This is a genomic window from Aeromicrobium senzhongii (assembly GCF_014334735.1).
GTDB lineage: Bacteria > Actinomycetota > Actinomycetes > Propionibacteriales > Nocardioidaceae > Aeromicrobium > Aeromicrobium senzhongii.
Map to the genome: position 1 here is coordinate 1766254 of NZ_CP060587.1, position 18836 is coordinate 1785089.

The 18836-nt window shown below is 70.3% G+C and carries 15 protein-coding genes; 8 read left to right on the forward strand and 7 right to left on the reverse strand.

The window, feature by feature from the left end:
• Positions 1 to 43 precede the first annotated feature (43 nt).
• Together H9L21_RS08830 and sepH are read left to right on the forward strand one after the other, a co-directional pair.
• Positions 44 to 1222, forward strand: coding sequence for an MFS transporter (locus H9L21_RS08830; RefSeq protein WP_154594840.1), 1179 nt, complete (start codon positions 44 to 46; stop codon positions 1220 to 1222).
• A 127-nt stretch (positions 1223 to 1349) separates the two neighbouring features.
• On the forward strand, positions 1350 to 2222 hold the full coding sequence (sepH, locus tag H9L21_RS08835; RefSeq protein ID WP_154594839.1) for a septation protein SepH: 873 nt from the start codon (positions 1350 to 1352) through the stop codon (positions 2220 to 2222).
• Between the two features lie 105 nt (positions 2223 to 2327).
• Here sepH and H9L21_RS08840 read toward each other — a convergent pair whose 3' ends face one another.
• From H9L21_RS08840 to H9L21_RS08855, 4 genes are read right to left on the reverse strand one after another with little or no spacing between them, the layout of a single operon-like run.
• Positions 2328 to 2981 carry a thymidine kinase gene (locus tag H9L21_RS08840; protein WP_187411389.1) on the reverse strand — a complete coding sequence of 218 codons (654 nt, stop codon included), beginning with the start codon at positions 2979 to 2981 and terminating at the stop codon, positions 2328 to 2330.
• Positions 2982 to 2996: 15 nt separating this feature from the next.
• Positions 2997 to 4088 carry an alkaline phosphatase family protein gene (locus H9L21_RS08845; protein WP_154594838.1) on the reverse strand — a complete coding sequence of 364 codons (1092 nt, stop codon included), beginning with the start codon at positions 4086 to 4088 and terminating at the stop codon, positions 2997 to 2999.
• A complete protein-coding gene (locus tag H9L21_RS08850; RefSeq protein ID WP_187411390.1) occupies positions 4085 to 4660 on the reverse strand; it encodes a DUF5998 family protein in 576 nt (191 codons plus the stop codon). The genes H9L21_RS08845 and H9L21_RS08850 overlap by 4 nt, the downstream gene beginning before the upstream one ends.
• Positions 4657 to 7377, reverse strand: coding sequence for a bifunctional acetate--CoA ligase family protein/GNAT family N-acetyltransferase (locus tag H9L21_RS08855; protein ID WP_255467019.1), 2721 nt, complete (start codon positions 7375 to 7377; stop codon positions 4657 to 4659). Before H9L21_RS08855 ends, H9L21_RS08850 begins: the two co-directional genes overlap by 4 nt.
• Before the next feature lie 61 nt (positions 7378 to 7438).
• Here H9L21_RS08855 and H9L21_RS08860 point away from each other — a divergent pair, with 61 nt between their 5' ends.
• The 5 genes from H9L21_RS08860 (at position 7439) to H9L21_RS08880 (ending at position 13169) form a co-directional block, all read left to right on the forward strand.
• On the forward strand, positions 7439 to 9916 hold the full coding sequence (locus tag H9L21_RS08860) for a DNA gyrase/topoisomerase IV subunit A (protein ID WP_154594836.1): 2478 nt from the start codon (positions 7439 to 7441) through the stop codon (positions 9914 to 9916).
• Positions 9917 to 9921: 5 nt separating this feature from the next.
• Positions 9922 to 10608, forward strand: a complete 687-nt coding sequence (locus tag H9L21_RS08865) for an LppX_LprAFG lipoprotein (protein ID WP_187411391.1) — start codon at positions 9922 to 9924, stop codon at positions 10606 to 10608.
• Between the two features lie 10 nt (positions 10609 to 10618).
• Complete coding sequence (locus tag H9L21_RS08870) at positions 10619 to 12325, forward strand: MFS transporter (protein WP_154594834.1); 1707 nt, start codon at positions 10619 to 10621, stop codon at positions 12323 to 12325.
• Complete coding sequence (locus H9L21_RS08875) at positions 12322 to 12816, forward strand: beta-class carbonic anhydrase (protein WP_154594833.1); 495 nt, start codon at positions 12322 to 12324, stop codon at positions 12814 to 12816. Before H9L21_RS08870 ends, H9L21_RS08875 begins: the two co-directional genes overlap by 4 nt.
• Positions 12817 to 12899: 83 nt before the next feature.
• Positions 12900 to 13169 (forward strand): hypothetical protein, encoded by a 270-nt coding sequence (locus H9L21_RS08880; protein ID WP_154594832.1) that lies wholly within the window; start codon positions 12900 to 12902, stop codon positions 13167 to 13169.
• 67 nt (positions 13170 to 13236) lie between these two features.
• Here H9L21_RS08880 and H9L21_RS08885 read toward each other — a convergent pair whose 3' ends face one another.
• A complete protein-coding gene (locus H9L21_RS08885) occupies positions 13237 to 15327 on the reverse strand; it encodes a DNA gyrase/topoisomerase IV subunit B (RefSeq protein ID WP_222865748.1) in 2091 nt (696 codons plus the stop codon).
• 127 nt (positions 15328 to 15454) lie between these two features.
• Here H9L21_RS08885 and H9L21_RS08890 point away from each other — a divergent pair, with 127 nt between their 5' ends.
• The gene (locus tag H9L21_RS08890; protein WP_154594831.1) at positions 15455 to 15652 is read left to right on the forward strand and encodes a DUF7455 domain-containing protein; all 198 of its coding nucleotides are present in this window, start codon (positions 15455 to 15457) and stop codon (positions 15650 to 15652) included.
• A 115-nt stretch (positions 15653 to 15767) separates the two neighbouring features.
• Here the strand turns inward: H9L21_RS08890 and H9L21_RS08895 are convergent, their stop codons facing one another.
• Both H9L21_RS08895 and H9L21_RS08900 read right to left on the reverse strand, forming a co-directional pair.
• Positions 15768 to 17294 carry a phospholipase D-like domain-containing protein gene (locus tag H9L21_RS08895; RefSeq protein ID WP_154594830.1) on the reverse strand — a complete coding sequence of 509 codons (1527 nt, stop codon included), beginning with the start codon at positions 17292 to 17294 and terminating at the stop codon, positions 15768 to 15770.
• 167 nt (positions 17295 to 17461) lie between these two features.
• Entirely contained in the window at positions 17462 to 18793 is a 1332-nt protein-coding gene (locus H9L21_RS08900; protein WP_187411392.1) for an RNA polymerase sigma factor, read from the reverse strand.
• Between the last annotated feature and the right edge of the window lie 43 nt (positions 18794 to 18836).

Genomic DNA, 18836 nt, shown 5'->3' on the forward strand with positions numbered 1-18836 from the left:
CACGGCCGTGGTTGAGGCAGCCGGGTCCTAGATTGGTCCCGCCATGCTCTCCGCCTACCGCACGATCCTCGCGACGCCCGGCGCTCCGGCCTTCACCGCCGCCGGCGCCCTGGGCCGGTTGCCCCTGTCGATGACGGGACTGGGCATCGTGATGCTGATCTCGTCGCGCACGGGTGAGTACGGCCCTGCCGGACTGGTCATGGCGGTCTACGTCATCACCGCGGCGGTGTTCGCGCCGGTCCAGGGCCGGTGGGCCGACCGGCTGGGGCAGGCGCCCGTCCTGCTCGCCGCCGGCGCGATCTTCGCCACCGGCGTCACCGTGGTGCTCCTGACGGTCGACCAGACCCTGTGGGGTGCGTCCGCCGGCGCCATGATCGCGGGTGCCGGGGCGCCGCAGACCGGCAACCTCGTCCGGGCGCGCTGGACCCATGTGCTGCACGACCGCCGCCGCCTGCAGACCGCCTTCGCGCTCGAGGCGGTCCTGGACGAGGCCGTCTTCGTCGTCGGGCCGGTCCTCGTGACCGTCCTGACCCTGAGCGCCCTCGACTGGTCCGGTCTGGCGGTCGCCGGCGTCGCGGCCATCGTCGGGGCGTGGGGGCTGGCGCTCCAGCGGGGCACCCAGCCGGCGCACCGCACCGACACCAGCGTCCCGCGCGAGCCACTGCCGTGGGCCCTGCTCGGCCCGCTCGTCGTCGCAGCCTTCGGGCTGGGCGTCCTGTTCGGCGCCACCGAGGTCCTGGTGGTCGCGTTCACCGAGGAGCAGGGCCGTCCCGGCGCCGCCGGCGTGGTACTGGCCATCTGGTCGGCGGGGAGTCTCGCGGCCGGGCTGGCCGTCGGGGCGCTGGCTCCTCCCGCCGATCCCGTCCGCCGGTTGCGCCTCACCACCGTGGCGCTCGTCGTCTTCCTGGCTCCCCTGCCCTTCGCGCCCAACATCGCACTGCTGGCGATCGGCTTCCTGCTGGCCGGGTTCGCCCTCTCCCCCACGCTCATCACCGCGGTGCACCTGGTCGAGCTGACGGTGCCGAACACGCGCCTCACCGAGGCCCTCACCTGGACCACGACCGGCATGTCCACCGGAACGGCGCTCGGCGCCGCCGTCGCCGGCCTGATGGTCGACCGCTGGTCGGCCTCGACGGGCTTCACGCTGCCCGTCGTGGCTGCCCTGCTGACCGCCGTCGTCGCGCTCCTCTACCGCGCCCCCGCGGCGGCCCCGGTACGCTGACGCACTGACGGCTGCGGGTGGCTCGTCGGTCGAAACCAGGAGCGGCCACGGCGAGTCTCCCCTCGATCAGGTGCGGCCGTCATTAGCATCGAAGTCGGTGGCAGTAGTGACACGGGGAGGCTCGAACATGCGGGAACTCGCAACCGTGGGACTCAGCGACGACGGGCGATTCCTCGTCGCCCGGGACGCGACCACCGGAGAACGTTTCCGGCTCAGCATCGATCGCCGGCTCACCTCACTGGTCGATCGCACCCCCGTGGGTTCGAGTCGTTCCGGACAGATGGAGATTCCGATGGAGAGTTCGCTCAACCCCCGCGAGATCCAGACCCGCATCCGTCGCGGCGAGTCGGTCGAGGAGGTCGCCGAGCAGGCCGGCATCACGGTCGAGCGCGTCCACGGCTTCGCCGTGCCCGTCATCGCCGAGCGCGAGTGGATGGCCCAGTCGGCGCGCGCCACGACCGTGCGCCGCAAGCACGTCGGCGGCCCCGCGATCGCCCTGGCCGAACTGGCCGACGCTGCCCTGGTGCAGCGCGGCATCACCCCCGAGGACGCCGAGTGGGACGCCTGGCGCCGTGAGGACGGCCGCTGGACCGTCCGCGTCGACTTCGACGGCGGCTCCGCGAGCTTCCTGTACGACCCCAAGAGCCGTTACGTCGTCGCCGACGAGGACGCCGCCCGCGATCTCGTGGGCGACCTGGCGACCGAGGAGCAGCACGACATGGCGTTGGCCGACCTGGTCACCGAAGCTCCCGAGGCGTACGGCGGCGCCGACGAGGTCGACCACGCTCCCCTCGTCCGCTCGATCAAGGAGGCCCGCGACCGCCGGGCCCTCGAGCAGGCCGTCTTCGACGAGCCCGTCGAGGAGCCGGTCGAGGACGTCGAGGACCAGGCCCTGGAAGAGCGCATCGCCGTCCCCGACACCCCGAAGCCCCGCAAGAAGCACTCGCGCCGCTCGGTGCCCAGCTGGGACGAGATCATGTTCGGCGGCTCGCCGGAGTAACGGCGGTTTCGTCAGGTCGGTCGGTTTACCACGGTCCCGTGGTAAACCGTCGCATCCCCAAGGAAGCTTTCCTAGGGATGCGACGGTTTGCCCAGGGAAATCCGGTCAGTCGAACGGCAGCACGTCGGGCGACAGCGCCCCGGCCTGGGCCCGCGCCGAGGTCATCCGCTTGCGGTGATGACGTCGGCACAGCACCTCGTAGCCGATCTGCGGCGTGGGGCGGTCCGGGTCCTCGACGTCGCCCACCACGATGACCTCGCCCTCGGTGACCATCTCACCGTCGGCGGTACGCGCGTTGTGCGTGGCGCGGGCGCCACACCAGCACAGCGCCTCGACCTGCAGCGTCAGCACCCGGTCGGCCAACTCGACCAGCCGCAGCGAGCCCGGGAAGAGCCGCGTGCGGAAGTCGGTGAGGATGCCGAAGCAGTACACGTCGATCGACAACTCGTCCGCGACCTTGGCCAGCTGGTCGACCTGATCGCTGGTGTAGAACTGCGCCTCGTCGCACACCAGGTAGTCGACCCGCCCTCCCCCGGTCAGCTCACCGACGACGTCGGCCCAGAAGTCGAGTTCCTCGCCGACCTCGATCGCGGGGGTGGCGAGACCCAGCCGGCTGGACAGGACCGCCTCGCCGGCACGATCGTGCGACGAGTAGATGCGGCCCACCCGTCCCCGAGCGCGATGGTTGTGGTCCAGCTGCAGGGCCAGGGTGCTCTTGCCCGAGTCCATCGTCCCGGAGTAGAAGACCAGTTCTGCCACGTTCTCGGCTCCTCCTCAACTCGCCACGAGGACGGGGATACGACGTTCGCGGCCGGTGATCGACCCGTGGAAGCCACGCAGCAGCAACTCGACCGAGAACACGTCCGACGCGAACACGGCGAAGTCGTCCAGCGCCGCGACGACGACGTCGCCGAAGCGGCCACGCACGGCGGGGTCCAACGGGCCGAACCACTCCTGCGCGTCGTCGCGCAGCCGCACCTCGACGCGGCCGCCGAGCACCTCGCGCCAGCGTGCCGCGACGGTCTCCTCGGCACCCGAACGGGTGTGCACGTGGCGGAAGCGGGCCTCGCCGGCGACCAGCACCACGTCGTCGCGCAGCTCGGGATGGTCGACCAGGTCGAATCGGCCCTGCATCGGGACGTCGACCATGCCGTGGTCGGCGGTCACCAGCAGGACCGCGTCGGCAGGAAGGGCCTCGCGCAGGTCGGCGACGTCGCGGTCCACCTCCGCCAGAGCCTTGCGCCACTCCGGCGAGTCGACCCCGTGTCCGTGCCCGGTGTGGTCGACCGCCGACTCGTACGCGTAGACGACCGAGCGATCGCCCTGCTCGACCGCCTCGGCGATCGCCGTCAGGCGGTCCCAGGAGCGGTCGGCACCGATGAACGGCACTCCACGCTGGCTGACCCGGGTGAGGCCGCTGCGCTCGAACCTCGAGTCGTTGACGACGGTGGCCGCGACGCCCGCGTCGGCAAGCCGGCGCAGGACCGTGGGATGGGGCTGCCACTGCTCGGGGTCGACACGGTCGTCCCACGTCAGGGTGTTGAGGAATCGCGGCGTGCCCGGGATGCGGCACGTGTAGCCGGCCATCCCGTGCTGCCCGGGCAACAGACCCGTGCCGAGCGACGTCAGGCTGACCGAGGTGGTCGACGGGATCCCCGCCAGCACTCCCTCGACATTCGTCAGCGACGACAGGAACGGCGCGAGGTCGGCGTGCTCACGGAGCAGGTCCAGACCCAGCCCGTCGACGACCATCACCACGTAGCGGTCGGCCTTCGCCAGGCCCAGGACGTCGGTGAAGCCGGCGACGCCCAGGGCACCGCCGACCGAGGTCATGATCTCGTGGATCCCGGCGCGGGCAGCGGTCATCGGGCGGCGGTGACCGTCGTCGCGGCCGTCAGGGTCCGGGCGAACTCGAGCAGTCCCACGACGGCGGCGCCGCCCTCGGCCGCAGCACTGAGCCGCAGCGAGAAGTCGTCGCCGGTCAGCGTGCCGCCGTACCCGTGGTCGGCCTCGCACTCGGGGTCGTCGCACCGCGCCGGTTCGAGCTCGACGCGCGAGACCGCGCCCCACGAGACCGTCAACAGGGCCTCCTCGAGCTGCTGGGTCTGCGTCGAGACCATGCGGGTGACGACGACACCGGTGACGCGCGACAGCGGCACCGCCTCGACGGAGGTGGAGGTGTACGGCTTGGGCAGCAGGGTGTCGCCGGGGTGCTCGTCGGTGTGGGTCAGCAGGAGGCGGGAGGGCGTGAGGACCAGCACCGACATGTGCCGGCGGATCTCCTCGCGGTCGAAGGTGGGCTCGTGGTGCACCACGAACGACTCCACCGGCTCACCGGCCAGGGCGTCCTCGAGCGCGCCGGAGATGATCTCGGGGTAGTACCCGCTGCGCGAGATGGACTCGTACAGGTCCTTCGTCCGGTCCTTGGTCTGGGTCACCGACCCAGCGTATCCGCCGCGGCATCGGGCTGGCTCAGGCGCCGGACGAACCAGTCGCCGCGGCTGTCGGACGACGGGATGACCTTCGCGCGAGCGCTCAGGGCGGTGTACCCGTCGGGGTTGACCAGCACCGGCTCGAGATCGAGCGAGACGACCTCGGGCAGGTCGTCCTTGAGCGCCGCCAGGCGCAGCACGATGTCCTCGAGCGAACCCACGTCGACCTGCTCGCTGCCCTGGTAGCCGAACAGCAGGGGCGCCGCCCGGATGCCGCTGATCATGGAGCGCGCGTCGACGTCGGTCAGCGGCGGGATGCCGTAGCTGCGGTCCTCGAGCAGCTCGCTGGGCGCCCCGGCGATGCCGAACGAGACCAGCGGGCCGAACAGGCGGTCCTCCGTGGCGCGGAAGGCGACCTGGACGCCGTCGGGAGCCGACTTCTGCACGAAGAAGGTCGTGTCGGCGCGGATGCCGCTCCACGTGGTCATCTCGTCCCACGCGATCGCCATGTCGCCGGCGTCGTGGATCCCCCGCCAGACGTGCGCGAGGTCGGGCCGGGCGCGCAGGTGCTCGCTGCCGGCCTTCAGGACGACGTCCCAGCCCAACTGCTCACCGGCCGCGATCGCCTCCTCCTTGCTGTGCACGTTGGTCCAGGTCCACAGGTCGATGCCGTAGCAGGACAGCAGGTAGTGCACCTGCTCGGTCGAGAGGACCGCGCCGCGGGGGGCGATGGTGAGGACGTCGCGGATGAGCGCCTTGGCGTCGCCGGAGCGGTGCTCGGCCGCGACGTGGTACTCGCCGTGGTCGCGGGCCGCCCACTCGGCGTAGTTGACCGCGCGCGCGAGCGCCTTGACGGCCGCTTCGGGAGCCGCGTAGGACGGCACCGAGCCGCGGCCGGCCGAGCCACCCTCGAGATCGGGGACGCGCAGCAGCACCGGGATGCCCTTGCTGGCCAGGAAGGTCGAGACGATCGGCTTGTCGGACTGCTCGCCGATGGCCGCCAGCACGTTGGCGACCGCGTCGCTGTCGGTGGTGATCGGGGGCGTGTAGACCGCCACCAGGGCGTCGACGTCGGGACGGGCCAGTGCCGCCTCGATGGCGACCTCGAACTCCTCCGCGCCGGCGTTGGCCCCCAGCGGGATCGGCGGCGCGACCTGCAGACCCTGCGACTTCGCGGCATCGGTGACGATCAGCGCGACGGCGTCGGAGTTGCCCACCACGGCGATGCGGTTGCCACGCGGCAGCGGCTGGTGGGCCAGCAGCTGCGCGACGTCGAACATCTCGTCGAGGTTGTCGACCTGGATGACGCCGGCCTGGCGGAACATCGCGTCGACGGCCTGCTGCGGCGCCGAACTGCGGCGCACGGTGTGGCCGACGGGAACACCCTGGGTCGAGCGGCCCGACTTCACGGCCACGACCGGCTTGACCTCCGACACCCGCCGGGCGAGCCGCGAGAACTTGCGCGGGTTGCCGATGGACTCGAGGTAGAGCAGCACGACGTCGGTGCTGTCGTCCTGGTGCCAGTACTGCAGGAGGTCGTTGCCCGAGACGTCGGCGCGGTTGCCCGCGGACACGAACGTCGACAGGCCCAGGCCGCGCGCTGCGACGGTCTCGAGGATCGCCGAGCCGAGAGCACCGGACTGGCAGAAGAAGCCCGCGCGTCCGGGCGGCGGCATGGTCGCCGACAGCGAGGCGTTCAACTGGACGTCGGATGCCGTGTTGATGATGCCCAGGCAGTTCGGGCCGATCAGGCGCAGTCCGTGGGTGCGGCACAGGTGCAGCAGCTCCTGCTGGCGCGCGCGCCCCTCGGCGCCCTCCTCGGCGAAGCCCGCCGAGATCACGACGAGCCCGTGGACCCCCTTGGCGGCGCAGTCCAGGACGACGTCGTTGACGTGCTCGGCCGGCACCGCCACGATCGCGATCTCGACCTCGCCCGGGATGTCCCGGACGGTCGGATAGGCCGTGAGGCCCGAGACGGCCTCGGCCTGGGAGTTGACGGCGTAGACCGTTCCGCCGTAGTCGCCCAGCACGAGGTTCCGGACCATGGCCTGGCCGATCGACCCCTGGCGGCGGCTGGCGCCGACGACCGCGACGCTGCGGGCGCCGAAGATGCGGGCGATGGACGCCGCCTCGGCACGCTGCTCGCGCGAGCGCATAACTCCGAGGGCCGAGTCGGTGGGGTTGATCTCGAACGTGAGCCGCTGGACGCCGTCCTCGAGCGTGCCGCTGATCGTGTATCCCATCTCGCGGAAGACCTGGAGCATCCGGACGTTCTCGGGCAGCACCTCGGCGATGAACTCGGTGAAGCCGCGCTCGCGTCCGGCCTGGGCGAGGTGCTCGAGCAGCAACTGGCCGATGCCGCGGCCCTGGTGCGCGTCCTCGACGAGGAAGGCGACCTCGGCCTCGTCCTCGGAGACCGCGTCGTACCGACCGACGGCGATGATGTCGTCGTGCTGGGTCACCACGAAGGCGACCCGCTGGTGGTGGTCGACGGTGGTGAAGCGCGCGATGTCGCGATCCGACAGGCGCGGGTAGGGCGCGAAGAACCGGAAGTACTTCGACTCGGCCGACACGCGGTCGTAGAAGGCCACGAACTTGGCGGCGTCCTCGGGCACGATCGGACGGATCTGCGCCACGCGACCGTCCTTGAGCAGGACATCGGCCTCCCACGCGGGGACGGGGTGCGGCACGACGGTCGTCTCCACTGATTCGCTGCCACTCACGAGCACAAACCTACCCCGCGGGCGGCGGGTCGGTGGCGACCGTGCGACGCGGCGCGGGAGAATGGCCCGCGTGACTGGATCTGGTACCGAGACCGCGGACTTCGAGGAGCACATCCTCGACACCGACGTCGGCGACGAGATGCGCTCCAGCTTCCTCGAGTACGCGTACTCGGTGATCTACGCCCGGGCCCTGCCCGACGCACGGGACGGGCTCAAGCCCGTGCAGCGGCGCATTCTCTACACGATGGACGAGATGGGACTGCGCCACGACCGGCCCCACGTCAAGAGCGCCCGCCCCGTGGGCGAGGTGATGGGCAAGCTGCACCCGCACGGCGACAGCGCGATCTACGACGCACTGGTCCGCCTGGTCCAGCCGTGGGCGCTGCGGCTGCCGCTGCTGGACGGCCACGGCAACTTCGGCTCGCCCGACGACCCGCCCGCCGCCATGCGTTACACCGAGATCCGCATGGATCGCTCCGCCGAGGCGATGACGGCCTCGCTCGACGAGGACACGGTCGACTTCAAGCCCAACTACGACGGCCGGCTGCAGGAGCCCACGGTGCTCCCCGCGGCCATCCCCCACCTGCTGGTCAACGGTGCCTCGGGCATCGCCGTCGGCATGGCCACCAACATCGCCCCGCACAACCTCATCGAGGTCGTCCAGGCGCTGCGCCACCTGATCGACCACCCCGATGCCGACCTCGACGCCCTCATGCGCTTCATCCCCGGTCCCGACCTGCCGACCGGCGGCAAGATCGTCGGACTCGACGGCATCCGCGACGCCTATGCCACGGGCAACGGCTCGTTCAAGATGCGGGCCACCACCCGGGTCGAGAACGTGACGCCGCGCAGGAAGGGCATCATCGTCACCGAGCTGCCCTACAACGTCGGTCCCGAGAAGATCATCGAGTCGATCAAGAAGCTGGTCCAGGCCAAGAAGATCCAGGGCATCTCGGACCTGAAGAACCTCACCGACCGCAAGCACGGCCTGCGGCTGGTCATCGAGATCAAGAACGGCATCGTCCCCGAGGCGCTGCTGGCTCAGCTCTACCGCCAGACGCCGCTGGAGTCCTCGTTCGGCATCAACAACGTCGCCCTCGTCGACGGTCAGCCCCGGACCCTGGGCCTGCGCGAGATGCTGACGGTCTACCTCGAGCACCGCATCGACGTCGTCCGGCGCCGCACCACCTACCGGCGCGGCAAGGCCGCCGACCGCCTGCACCTCGTCGACGGCCTGATGATCGCCATCCTCGACATCGACGAGGTCATCCAGCTGATCCGCGGCTCGGACAACCGCGGCGAGGCGCGCGGGCGGCTCATGTCGGTCTTCGACCTGTCCGAGCTGCAGGCCGACTACATCCTCGACCTGCAGCTGGGCCGCCTCACCCGCTTCTCACGCCTCGAGCTGGAGAAGGAGGCCGACGAGCTGCGCCGCACCATCGAGGAGCTCGACGCGATCCTGGCCGACGAGCAGGTGCTGCGGGGCCACGTGGGCGACGAGCTGGCCCAGATGGCCCAGGAGTTCGGCACGCCACGGCGCACCGTCCTGCTGGAGTCGGCCGGCGTTCCCGCGCTCGCGGCCGCCGGCGGCTCCCTCGAGGTCCCCGACGACCCGTGCTGGGTCCTGCTCTCCTCGACCGGCCTGGTGGCCCGCACGTCCGATGCCGAGCCCCTGGGCACCCACGGCCGGCGCGCCAAGCACGACACCGTCGTGGCGGCCGTCCGCGCCACCGCCCGGGGCCAGGTCGGAGTCGTCACCTCGGCCGGCACGGTCCACCGCCTCGACGTCGTCGACCTGCCGAACCTGCCCCCGACCGCGGACTCGCCGCGTTTGCAGGGCGGGCTCCCGCTGACCGAGCTGCTGAGCCTCGACGGCGACGCCCTGACCCTGATGAACTTCGACGAGGACGTCCCCGGCCTCGCGATGGGCACCCGGGCCGGTGTCGTCAAGCGGGTCAAGCCCGACCACCTGACGAACCGCGACTCCTGGGAGCTCATCCGACTCGAGGACGGCGACCGCGTCGTCGGCGCCGTGCCCCTGACCACCGGCGACGAGGAGCTCGCGTTCGTCACGTCCGAGGCGCAACTGCTGCACTTCCCGGCCTCCGTCGTGCGCCCCCAGGGCCGCAGTGGCGGCGGCGTCGCGGGCATCAAGCTCGGCGCGGGCGCCCACGTCGTGGCCTTCGGTGCCGTCTCGGACATCGAGACGGCTCACGTGGTGACGGTCGCCGGCAGCTCGTCGGCCCTGCCGGGCACCCAGACCGGCTCGGTCAAGGTGACTCCCCTGTCGGTCTACCCCGGCAAGGGACGAGGCACCGGCGGCGTCCGCTGCCAGCGGCTGGTCCGGGGTGAGGACGCCCTCGTCTTCGCCTGGGTCGGCGACGGGATGCCGGTCGCATCGGCCGCGAGCGGCTCGCCCGTCGACCTGCCCGAGGTGGTCGAGAAGCGCGACGCATCGGGCACTCCGGTGGCCCAGCCGATCGCCGGTGTCTCGGCATCCGCGTCCGACCTGCCGGGCGCCAGAAACGTGTCAGACTGACCAGCGTGTTCTCACGACTGCTGACCGCCACACTGCTGACCAGCACGCTGCTGCTGACCGCCTGCACGGGTGACGACGCCGACTCCGGTGACGCCGCCGAGCGCCTTGACACAGCCGCGCAGGCCCTCGCCGACGCGCAGGCCCTGGACATCTCGCTGGCCACGTCGTCGCTGCCCGACGGCGTGCGCGGCCTGCTCTCGGCGAAGGGCGTGGGCGACCACTCCCCCGCCTTCAGCGGCGACGTCAAGATCGTCGCCGGGGGCGCCACGATCGGCGCCGAGGTCATCGCGGTCGACGACAAGGTCTACGCCAAGACAGGCTTCTCGCCGGTGTGGGCCCCGCTCGACCCGAAGAGCCTGGGCGCGCCCGACCCCGCCGACCTGCTCGGCTCCGACGCCGATTCCGGCCTGGCGGGCCTGCTGAAGGTCACCACCGACGTCGAGACCGGCGACAAGTCCCGCGACGGCGACACCGTGCTGACCGAGATCGAGGGCGACATCCCCGGCGACCGGATCGCCACCCTGATTCCGACGGCCGACCAGAACGAGAACTTCGACGTCGTCTACCGCCTCACCGACGACGACGAGCTGCACGACGCCAAGATCACCGGCCCGTTCTACGGGGACGACAACGTCACCTACACCGTGGAGCTGCAGCCGCGCGACGAGCCCGCCGACATCACCGCCCCCTGATCCCGTGCCGATGAAGGAGCTCGCGTCGCGCGGGTTGCTGGCGCTCGCGGCGGTCGCGATCGGCTTCGCCGCCGCCGACACGTACGTCGTCGTGCTGGCCCTGCCGGACATGATGACGGCCGCCGGCCTCACGGTCGCCGAGCTGCAGCGCGCCGCGCCCATCATCTCGGGCTTCCTGCTGGGGTACGTCGCCGTGCTCCCGCTGATCGGACGGGTCTCGGACCTGCGCGGACGCGTCCCGGTGCTGACCGGCTGCCTCGTGGTCTTCGCGATCGGATCGGTCATCACGGCCGCCGGGTACGACCTTCCCACCATCGTGCTGGGCCGGTTGATCCAGGGCATCGGCGGCGGCGGGCTGATCCCGCCCACGCTGGCCCTGATCGCCGACACCTGGCCGGCCGAGCGCCGCGGGATGCCGCTGGGCATCATCGGCGCCGTCCAGGAGCTGGGCAGCGTCGTCGGCCCGCTGTGGGGCGCTGCGATCCTCGCGTTCGGCACGTGGCACGACATCTTCTGGCTCAACGCCGCCGTCGGGCTGGCCATCGCCGCGGCGATGCTGCGTCACCGGCCGGCGGAGCGCACGCGGGGGTTCGACCTCTGGGGGCTGATCCTGGTCGGGATCGCGTCGATCTGTCTGCTGCTGGTGATGATGGAACCGGAGTCGCTCACCACCGGCGTGACCAGCGGCCTGGCGTTCCTGCCGGTCACCGGCGACTCGCGCTGGCTCACTCCCCTGGCGCTCGCCGGCTACGCGTTCCTGCTCGCGTTCGTCGTGCGGCAGGCCACCGCGGCGCGTCCGCTGCTCGCCTGGCGCGGCTGGGGCGAGATCGCGCGCGAGACCGACCTGTGGGGCGCCGCGGCCCTGACGGTGGCGCTCGGCGCCGTCATCGTGACCTTCGCGAGTGCCGAGCCCGAGCAGGCCGTGCTGGCCGACGACGCCGTCGTGCTGCTGCCGATCGCCGCACTCGCCCTGGCCGCGTTCGTGTGGCGCGGCCGGCGCGCCGCGAACCCGCTCATCCCGCGCGGCTCCCTCACGGCGACGCCCGCGTGGGGGTCGATCGCCGTCTCGTTCTTCGTCGGCGCCGCCCTGATCGCCGCCTTGGTCGACATCCCGTTCTTCGCCCGCCTCACGATCGCCCCGGACGATCAGCTCGAAGCCGCGCTGGTGCTCGTGCGGTTCCTGGTGGCCCTGCCCGTCGGCGCCGTGCTGGGCGGATGGCTGTTGCGCCACGTGCCCGCCGGTCCCCTGACCGCCGCCGCCCTCACCCTGTCGGGCGCCTGCTTCCTGGTGATGGGCTCGTGGGACGCGCAGTCGCTGGAGTCCTTCTCGTCCACCGTCGTGCTGGCCGCGTGTGGCTTCGGCTTCGGCCTGGCGCTCGCGCCGGTGAACGCCGCACTGCTCGAGCACACGGCTGCCGACGTGCACGGACTGGCCAGCGCCCTGCTCGTCGTCGCTCGCATGGTCGGGATGCTGATCGGCATCTCGGCACTGACCACCATCGGGTTGCGCACCTTCCGCGGCGCGGTCGCCAAGATCCCCTCGGTCGAGAGCCTGTGCGACGGTGAGTCGACCGCGTGCGGGGCCTACACCGGCGCGATGCGCGACGCCGGGATCGCGCAATTGCAGGCCGTCTTCACCGGCGCGGCCGTCGCCGCCTTCATCGCCGCGGCCCTCGCCCTGCTGTTACTGCGTCGACGCGATATTTTCTCCTCATGACGAGCACTTTCGACGATCTTCTCGAGGCGAACCGCCGCTACTCCCAGACCCATGAGGGAGGCTTCGACGGCATCGCCCGGGCCGGCGTCCTCATGGTGACGTGCATGGACTCGCGGATCGACCCGCTGGCCGTGATCGGCCTCCAGCCCGGCGATGCCAAGATCCTGCGCAATCCCGGCGGTCGCGTGACCGACCAGGTGCTCGTGGCGATCGTCCTGGGCGTCTCGCTGCTCAAGGTCGAGCGCGTCGTCGTCATGGAGCACACCCGCTGCGCCATGGCCACGTCCACCGAGGCGGACGTCAAGGAGAAGATCGGCGCCAAGAGCGGCACCGACGCCTCCTGGATGACCATCGGCGTCATCGAGGACCAGGAGTCCACCGTTCGTGCCGACGTCAACCGGGTGCGCAGTCACCCGCTCGTCCCCGACTCGGTCAGCGTCGGCGGATTCATCTACGACGTCGACTCCGGGCTGATGACACCGGTCGACTGAGACGGCGGGACTTCAGGGCCGCCCTCACGAGCCCCGCCTCCGCTAGTGTCGTGCATCACAGAGCTTTCGAGGAAGGCAGGCGCATGGCACTGGAGTTCGTCGACGAGGTCCCCGCGAGCACCGTCGGTCGCGGTCGTGGTTCGAGGATCTACACGCCCGAGGTCATCGAGGCGCTGAAGGACCATCCCGGCAAGTGGGCGAAGGTTCCCGGTGCGACGCCGGGCAACGCCGCCGCCTTCAAGCGCAGCCACGACGGCTTTGACTACAAGAGCGTGAACACGGGCAAGACCAAGAAGAACGCCAAGGGCGAGGCGGTCGCCGTCTACGACGTGTACCTGACCTTCAACCCCTGACCTGCGCGACAGAGCCCCCGTACGTCGGACGTACGGGGGCTCTGTCGCGCCGTGGCGAACGGCCGGGTCAGGCGTCGATCAGCTCGCTGTCGATCTCGTACGCACCCTGGATGATGAACTCCTTGCGCGGCGGCACCTCGTTGCCCATGAGCAGCTCGAAGACGGCGGCCGAGTCCTCGGCGTCGTCGACGGTGAGCCGCCGCAACGTCCGGTGGCGCGGGTCCATCGTGGTCTCGGCCAGCTGGTCGGCGTCCATCTCGCCGAGGCCCTTGTAGCGCTGGGGCGCGTCCTTCCAGCGGACGTTGCGCTTCTTCAGCTGGGCCAGCGTGCGCTGCAGCTCGGCGTCGGAGTACGTGTAGATGTACTTGTCCTGGCCCTTCTTGGGCGAGACCAGCTCGATCCGGTGCAGCGGCGGCACGGCCGTGTAGACGCGGCCGGCCTCAACCATGGGGCGCATGTAGCGGAAGAACAACGTCGCCAGCAGGCAGCGGATGTGGGCGCCGTCGGAGTCGGCGTCGGCCATGAAGATGATGCGACCGTAGCGGGCGGCATCGAGGTCGAACGTGCGTCCCGAGCCCGCGCCGACCACCTGGATGATCGACGAGCACTCGGCGTTCTTGAGCATGTCGCCGATGCTGGCCTTCTGGACGTTGAGGATCTTGCCCCGGATCGGCAGCAGCGCCTGGAACTCGGCGTCACGCGCCGACTTCGCGGTGCCGAGGGCCGAGTCGCCCTCCACGATGAACAGCTCGGAACGCTCGATGTCGGTGCTGCGGCAGTCGGCGAGCTTCGCCGGCAGCGCGCTGGACTCGAGGGCGTTCTTGCGTCGCTGGGCGTCGCGTTGCTGGCGCGCTGCCAGCCGCGTGCGCGAGGCGCCGACGACCTTCTCCAGGACCTGACGGGCCTTGGCCTTCTGCGCCGCCTTGGTGGACGTGAGGAAGGCGCTCAGCTCGCGCGTGACGATCTTGTTCACGATGCGCGTGACCGCCGGGGTGCCCAGCACCTCCTTCGTCTGCCCCTCGAACTGCGGCTCGGCCAGGTTGACGGTGACGACGGCGGTGAGGCCCTCGAGCACGTCCTCCTTCGTGACGTCCGGATCGCCGTTCTTGAGCAGCCGGGTGTTGCGCAGCACCTCGTTGAAGGTCTTGGTGATGCCGCGCTCGAACCCCGAGACGTGCGTGCCGCCCTTGGGCGTCGCGATGATGTTGACGAACGACTTCATGACCGTGTCGTAGTCGGTGCCCCACCGCAGCGCGATGTCGACGCCCAGGGTGCGCTCGACGTCCTGCGGGGTCATGTGACCCTTCGTGTCCAGCACGGGGACCGTCTCGACGAAGGTGTCCTCGCCCTGGATCCGCAGGACGTCGCAGACCGGCGCGTCGGGCGCCAGGAAGTCGCAGAACTCCGAGATGCCGCCCTCGTGGAAGAACTCCTCCTCGCGCGGCTCCTCGCCCCGCTCGTCGCGGATGACGATGCGCAGGCCCGGCACGAGGAAGGACGTCTGACGGGCGCGGCCGACCAGGTCCTCGTACGAGAACTTCGCGCCCTTGATGAAGATCTGCGGGTCGGCCCAGTAGCGCACGCGGGTGCCGGTGCGCGACTTGGCGACCTTGCCGATCTTGCGCAGCGTGTTGTCGGGGGTGAAGTCCGCGTCGGCGCCGTCACCGGCGAAGACGCCCGGCGTGCCGCGACGGAACGACATGGCCCACGTGGCGCCGCCCTTGTCGACCTCGACGTCGAGCCGCTCGGACAGCGCGTTGACCACCGAGGCACCCACGCCGTGCAGGCCGCCGGTGGCGTTGTAGGACCCGCCGCCGAACTTTCCGCCGGCGTGCAGCTTGGTGTAAACGACCTCGACGCCGGTCAAGCCGGTCTTGGGCTCGATGTCGACCGGGACGCCACGGCCGTCGTCACGGACCTCGACGGACCCGTCGGCGTACAGGATGACGCCGATGTGCGAGCCGTGGCCACCGAGCGCCTCGTCGACGGAGTTGTCGATGATCTCCCACAGGCAGTGCATGAGGCCGCGCGTGTCGGTCGAGCCGATGTACATGCCGGGCCGCTTGCGCACCGCTTCGAGTCCCTCGAGGACGAGCAGATTGCGTGCGTCGTAAGTCGAAATGTCCTGTTCCTCCTGATCAGGTTCCCCACCTGCCACCGTATCGACCCGCACCCATCGGACCGGACGTGACACGCGGCCCCCGCGTGTTCGTGCGGATTTGGCTCGGTGAGAGAGTATTCATGGTGTAGTTCGACCCATCTCCCCCCGACGAAACGAGGACACCGTGAACGCCACTGCCGAGTTCCCCGCCCTCACCACCGCCGACCGCTGCGACCGTTGCGGCGCGCAGGCCTTTGTCCGCGTCGAGCTCTCTGCCGGCACCGACCTGATGTTCTGTGCCCACCACGGCCGTCAGCACGAGGAGCGGCTGCGTGAGATCGCCGTGTCCTACCGCGACGAGAGCGACCGCCTGTCGGTCTGAGTCCGGTCGGGCCCGGCCCGAAGACCCCGAGCAACGAGAACGGCTCGCGGCGCGCATCCCCTCTCGGGGCGCGTACCGCGAGCCGTTGCCGTTGGCGGGCCCAGGACGTGCGGGCTCAGTACTTGAACGCGCCGTAGGCCTTCGTCTGCGTGACCGAGCGCCAGTGCTCGACGTAGGCGTCGTATACGTCCGCGTCGGACGTGATCGTGGTGATCTCGTCGCTGGCGACCAGGTTCGAGCCGGTCAGGTTGGCCGAGCCCGCGACCGTCATCTTGACCCGCGAGCCGCCCTTGGGCCAGGCGCGGCCGTTCGGCAGCCGCTCCTCGGGGTTCAGCCGGTTCGGCGTCATCTTGGCGTCGATGAGGATCGTCTTGTCGTGGATCTGGGCGTACGCGGCGTCGACCTCGGTGCGCGAGGTCTTCAGGACGTCCAGGATCGGCTTGCACACGCGCAGCACCTGACGGCAGTGCTCGAGGTAGTTCTTCTTGTTGTCGTCCTTGAACCCGACCACCGAGACGCGGCAGCCGCCGTTGTTCAGCGCGGCGAGCTTGTACGCCAGCGCGATGCGGCGGTACTTGAAGCGGTTCTCCATCACGCGGATGCGGCACTGCTCGTCCGGGACGACACGGTTCAACACGTTGAGGATCGGGTCGCGACCGTTCGTGGGCGTGGCGCGCAGCGGCGACACGTGGACGGTGTAGTTGGACAGGTTCGAGTACAGGACGCCGCGGCGCGCGAAGGCGCTCGTGTACCCGTCGCGGGTCGCGGTCTTGTAGCCGTAGCGGCTGTTGCGCTTGGCGATGTAGCGGCCGTAGTCCTTGCCGATCTTGCGCTTGGCCCACATGTCGTTCCAGACGGCGCTCATCTGGTACCACAGCTTCTTGTCGTTGTAGACGGTCGTGCCGTTGTTGTACGTGCGCTCGGCGCTGCGGCCACCGAAGTTGCTCGAGCCGGTCCACACGACACCCCGGGCGCGCTTGCCGCTGCGGGTGTAGGTGTCACTGACCATGACGATCTTGGAGTGCATGAGCGCCCCGTTGACCCGCGAGAGGCAGGCCATGGACTTGCCGTTGGAGCAGGTCTTGAACTTGCCGTACTTGGTGGCGTTGAGCTGCTTCCTCAGCTTGTTCGACGCGGGCGACTGGTGCGCGTTCGGGTGGATGAAGCGCACCTTGACGCCGGCCTTGGCGGCCTTGACCAGCTCACGGCCGACCCGGACCGAGTCCTCCATGCGGGAGTTCGCGGCGTACACCGACGTGGCGCGGCGCTGGCTCTTGGACTTCATCTTGCCGTCGGGGGTCTGGTACGACCCACGGATCAGGCGCTCGAGGTCGTTCAGCAGCGAGTAGTCGCGGTTGGAACCGCCCTTGTCGAAGTACGGGCGCGAGAAGTTGGGCTCGACCTCGACCGGGTAGGCGGCACCGAAGGGGCGCCGATCGGTCGCAGCAGCGGCGGCGGGCGCCACGGCCTGCGGCGCAGCGGCCTGCGGTTGGGCGGCCTCGGCCTGGGGGACGACCGCCGGGGCCTGCTCGGCGACCGCGGACTCGTCGACACCGAAGGTCGAGCTGGTGGCCACGAGCGGCAGGACGAGTGCGCCGACAGCGGCGACACCCGCAAGTCGAAGCCGGTGACTGACGGACACTGAGGAACTCCCCCGAGAAGACAACGAAACGGTTGCCCCAGACTAACCCATCCGGACGGGGCCCTCGGGCACCGCGGCATCGGCCGGTGCGGCGGCACGACCACCCGACGACGAAGCCGGCCCGCGACCATGAGGTCGCGGGCCGGCTCGGTCGGATCTGGCTCGACTCAGTCGAGGTAGTCGCGCAGCACCTGCGAGCGCGACGGGTGACGCAGCTTGCTCATCGTCTTGGACTCGATCTGGCGGATGCGCTCACGCGTGACGCCGTAGACCTTGCCGATCTCGTCGAGCGTCTTGGGCTGACCGTCGGTCAGGCCGAAACGCATCGACACGACACCGGACTCGCGCTCGCTGAGCGTGTCCAGGACCGCGTGCAGCTGCTCCTGCAGCAGGGTGAACGACACGGCGTCGGCCGGGACGATCGCCTCGGAGTCCTCGATGAGGTCGCCGAACTCGCTGTCGCCGTCCTCGCCCAGCGGCGTGTGGAGGCTGATCGGCTCACGGCCGTACTTCTGGACCTCGACGACCTTCTCGGGCGTCATGTCCAGCTCGATGGCCAGTTCCTCGGGGGTGGGCTCGCGACCGAGGTCCTGCAGCATCTGACGCTGGACACGGGCCAGCTTGTTGATGACCTCGACCATGTGCACCGGGATGCGGATGGTGCGGGCCTGGTCGGCCATGGCGCGCGTGATGGCCTGACGGATCCACCACGTGGCGTACGTCGAGAACTTGAAGCCCTTGGTGTAGTCGAACTTCTCGACGGCGCGGATCAGACCGAGGTTGCCCTCCTGGATCAGGTCCAGGAACAGCATGCCGCGGCCGGTGTAGCGCTTGGCCAGCGAGACGACGAGTCGCAGGTTGGCCTCGAGCAGGTGGTTCTTGGCGCGGCGGCCGTCGACGATGATCCACTCGAGCTCCTCGCGGAGCTTGTCGTTGACGCGCTTGGACTTGGCCAGCTTCTCCTCGGCGAACAGGCCCGCCTCGATGCGCTTGGCAAGCTCGACCTCCTCGGCGGCGGTCAGCAGCGCGACCTTGCCGATCAGCTTCAGGTAGTCCTTGACCGGGTCGGCCGTCGCGCCGGCGACGGTCACCTGGACCGCGGGCTCGTCGGTGTCGTCGGCGCTGGAGAGCGTGAAGCTGGCTTCCTCGTCGGCCTTGATCGTCGGGTCGGACGCGAGGTCCTTCTCGAACACCTCGTCGGCGATGTCGGGGAGCACCTTCTTGCCGTCGGCGTCCACCGCCGGGGCGGGCTTCTCCAGCACGTCGGCCAGGTCGATCGCATCGCCGAGCACGACCTCCTCGGAGAGCTTCTTGGCAGCGGCCTTCTTGGCGGGCGCCTTCTTGGCCGGGGCCTTCTTCGCGGGGGCCTTCTTGGCCGCCGCCTTCTTCACCACGGAGCCCGCGTCGTCGTCGCCTGCGGCGCCGGGGGCCTTCTTGGCCGCCTTCGCGGGCGCCTTCTTCGCGGTCGCTGCCTTTGCGGTCTGGGCGGCACGAGTCACCGGGACATCAACCTCACAACGTCGTTTCGGGCATGACAATGAG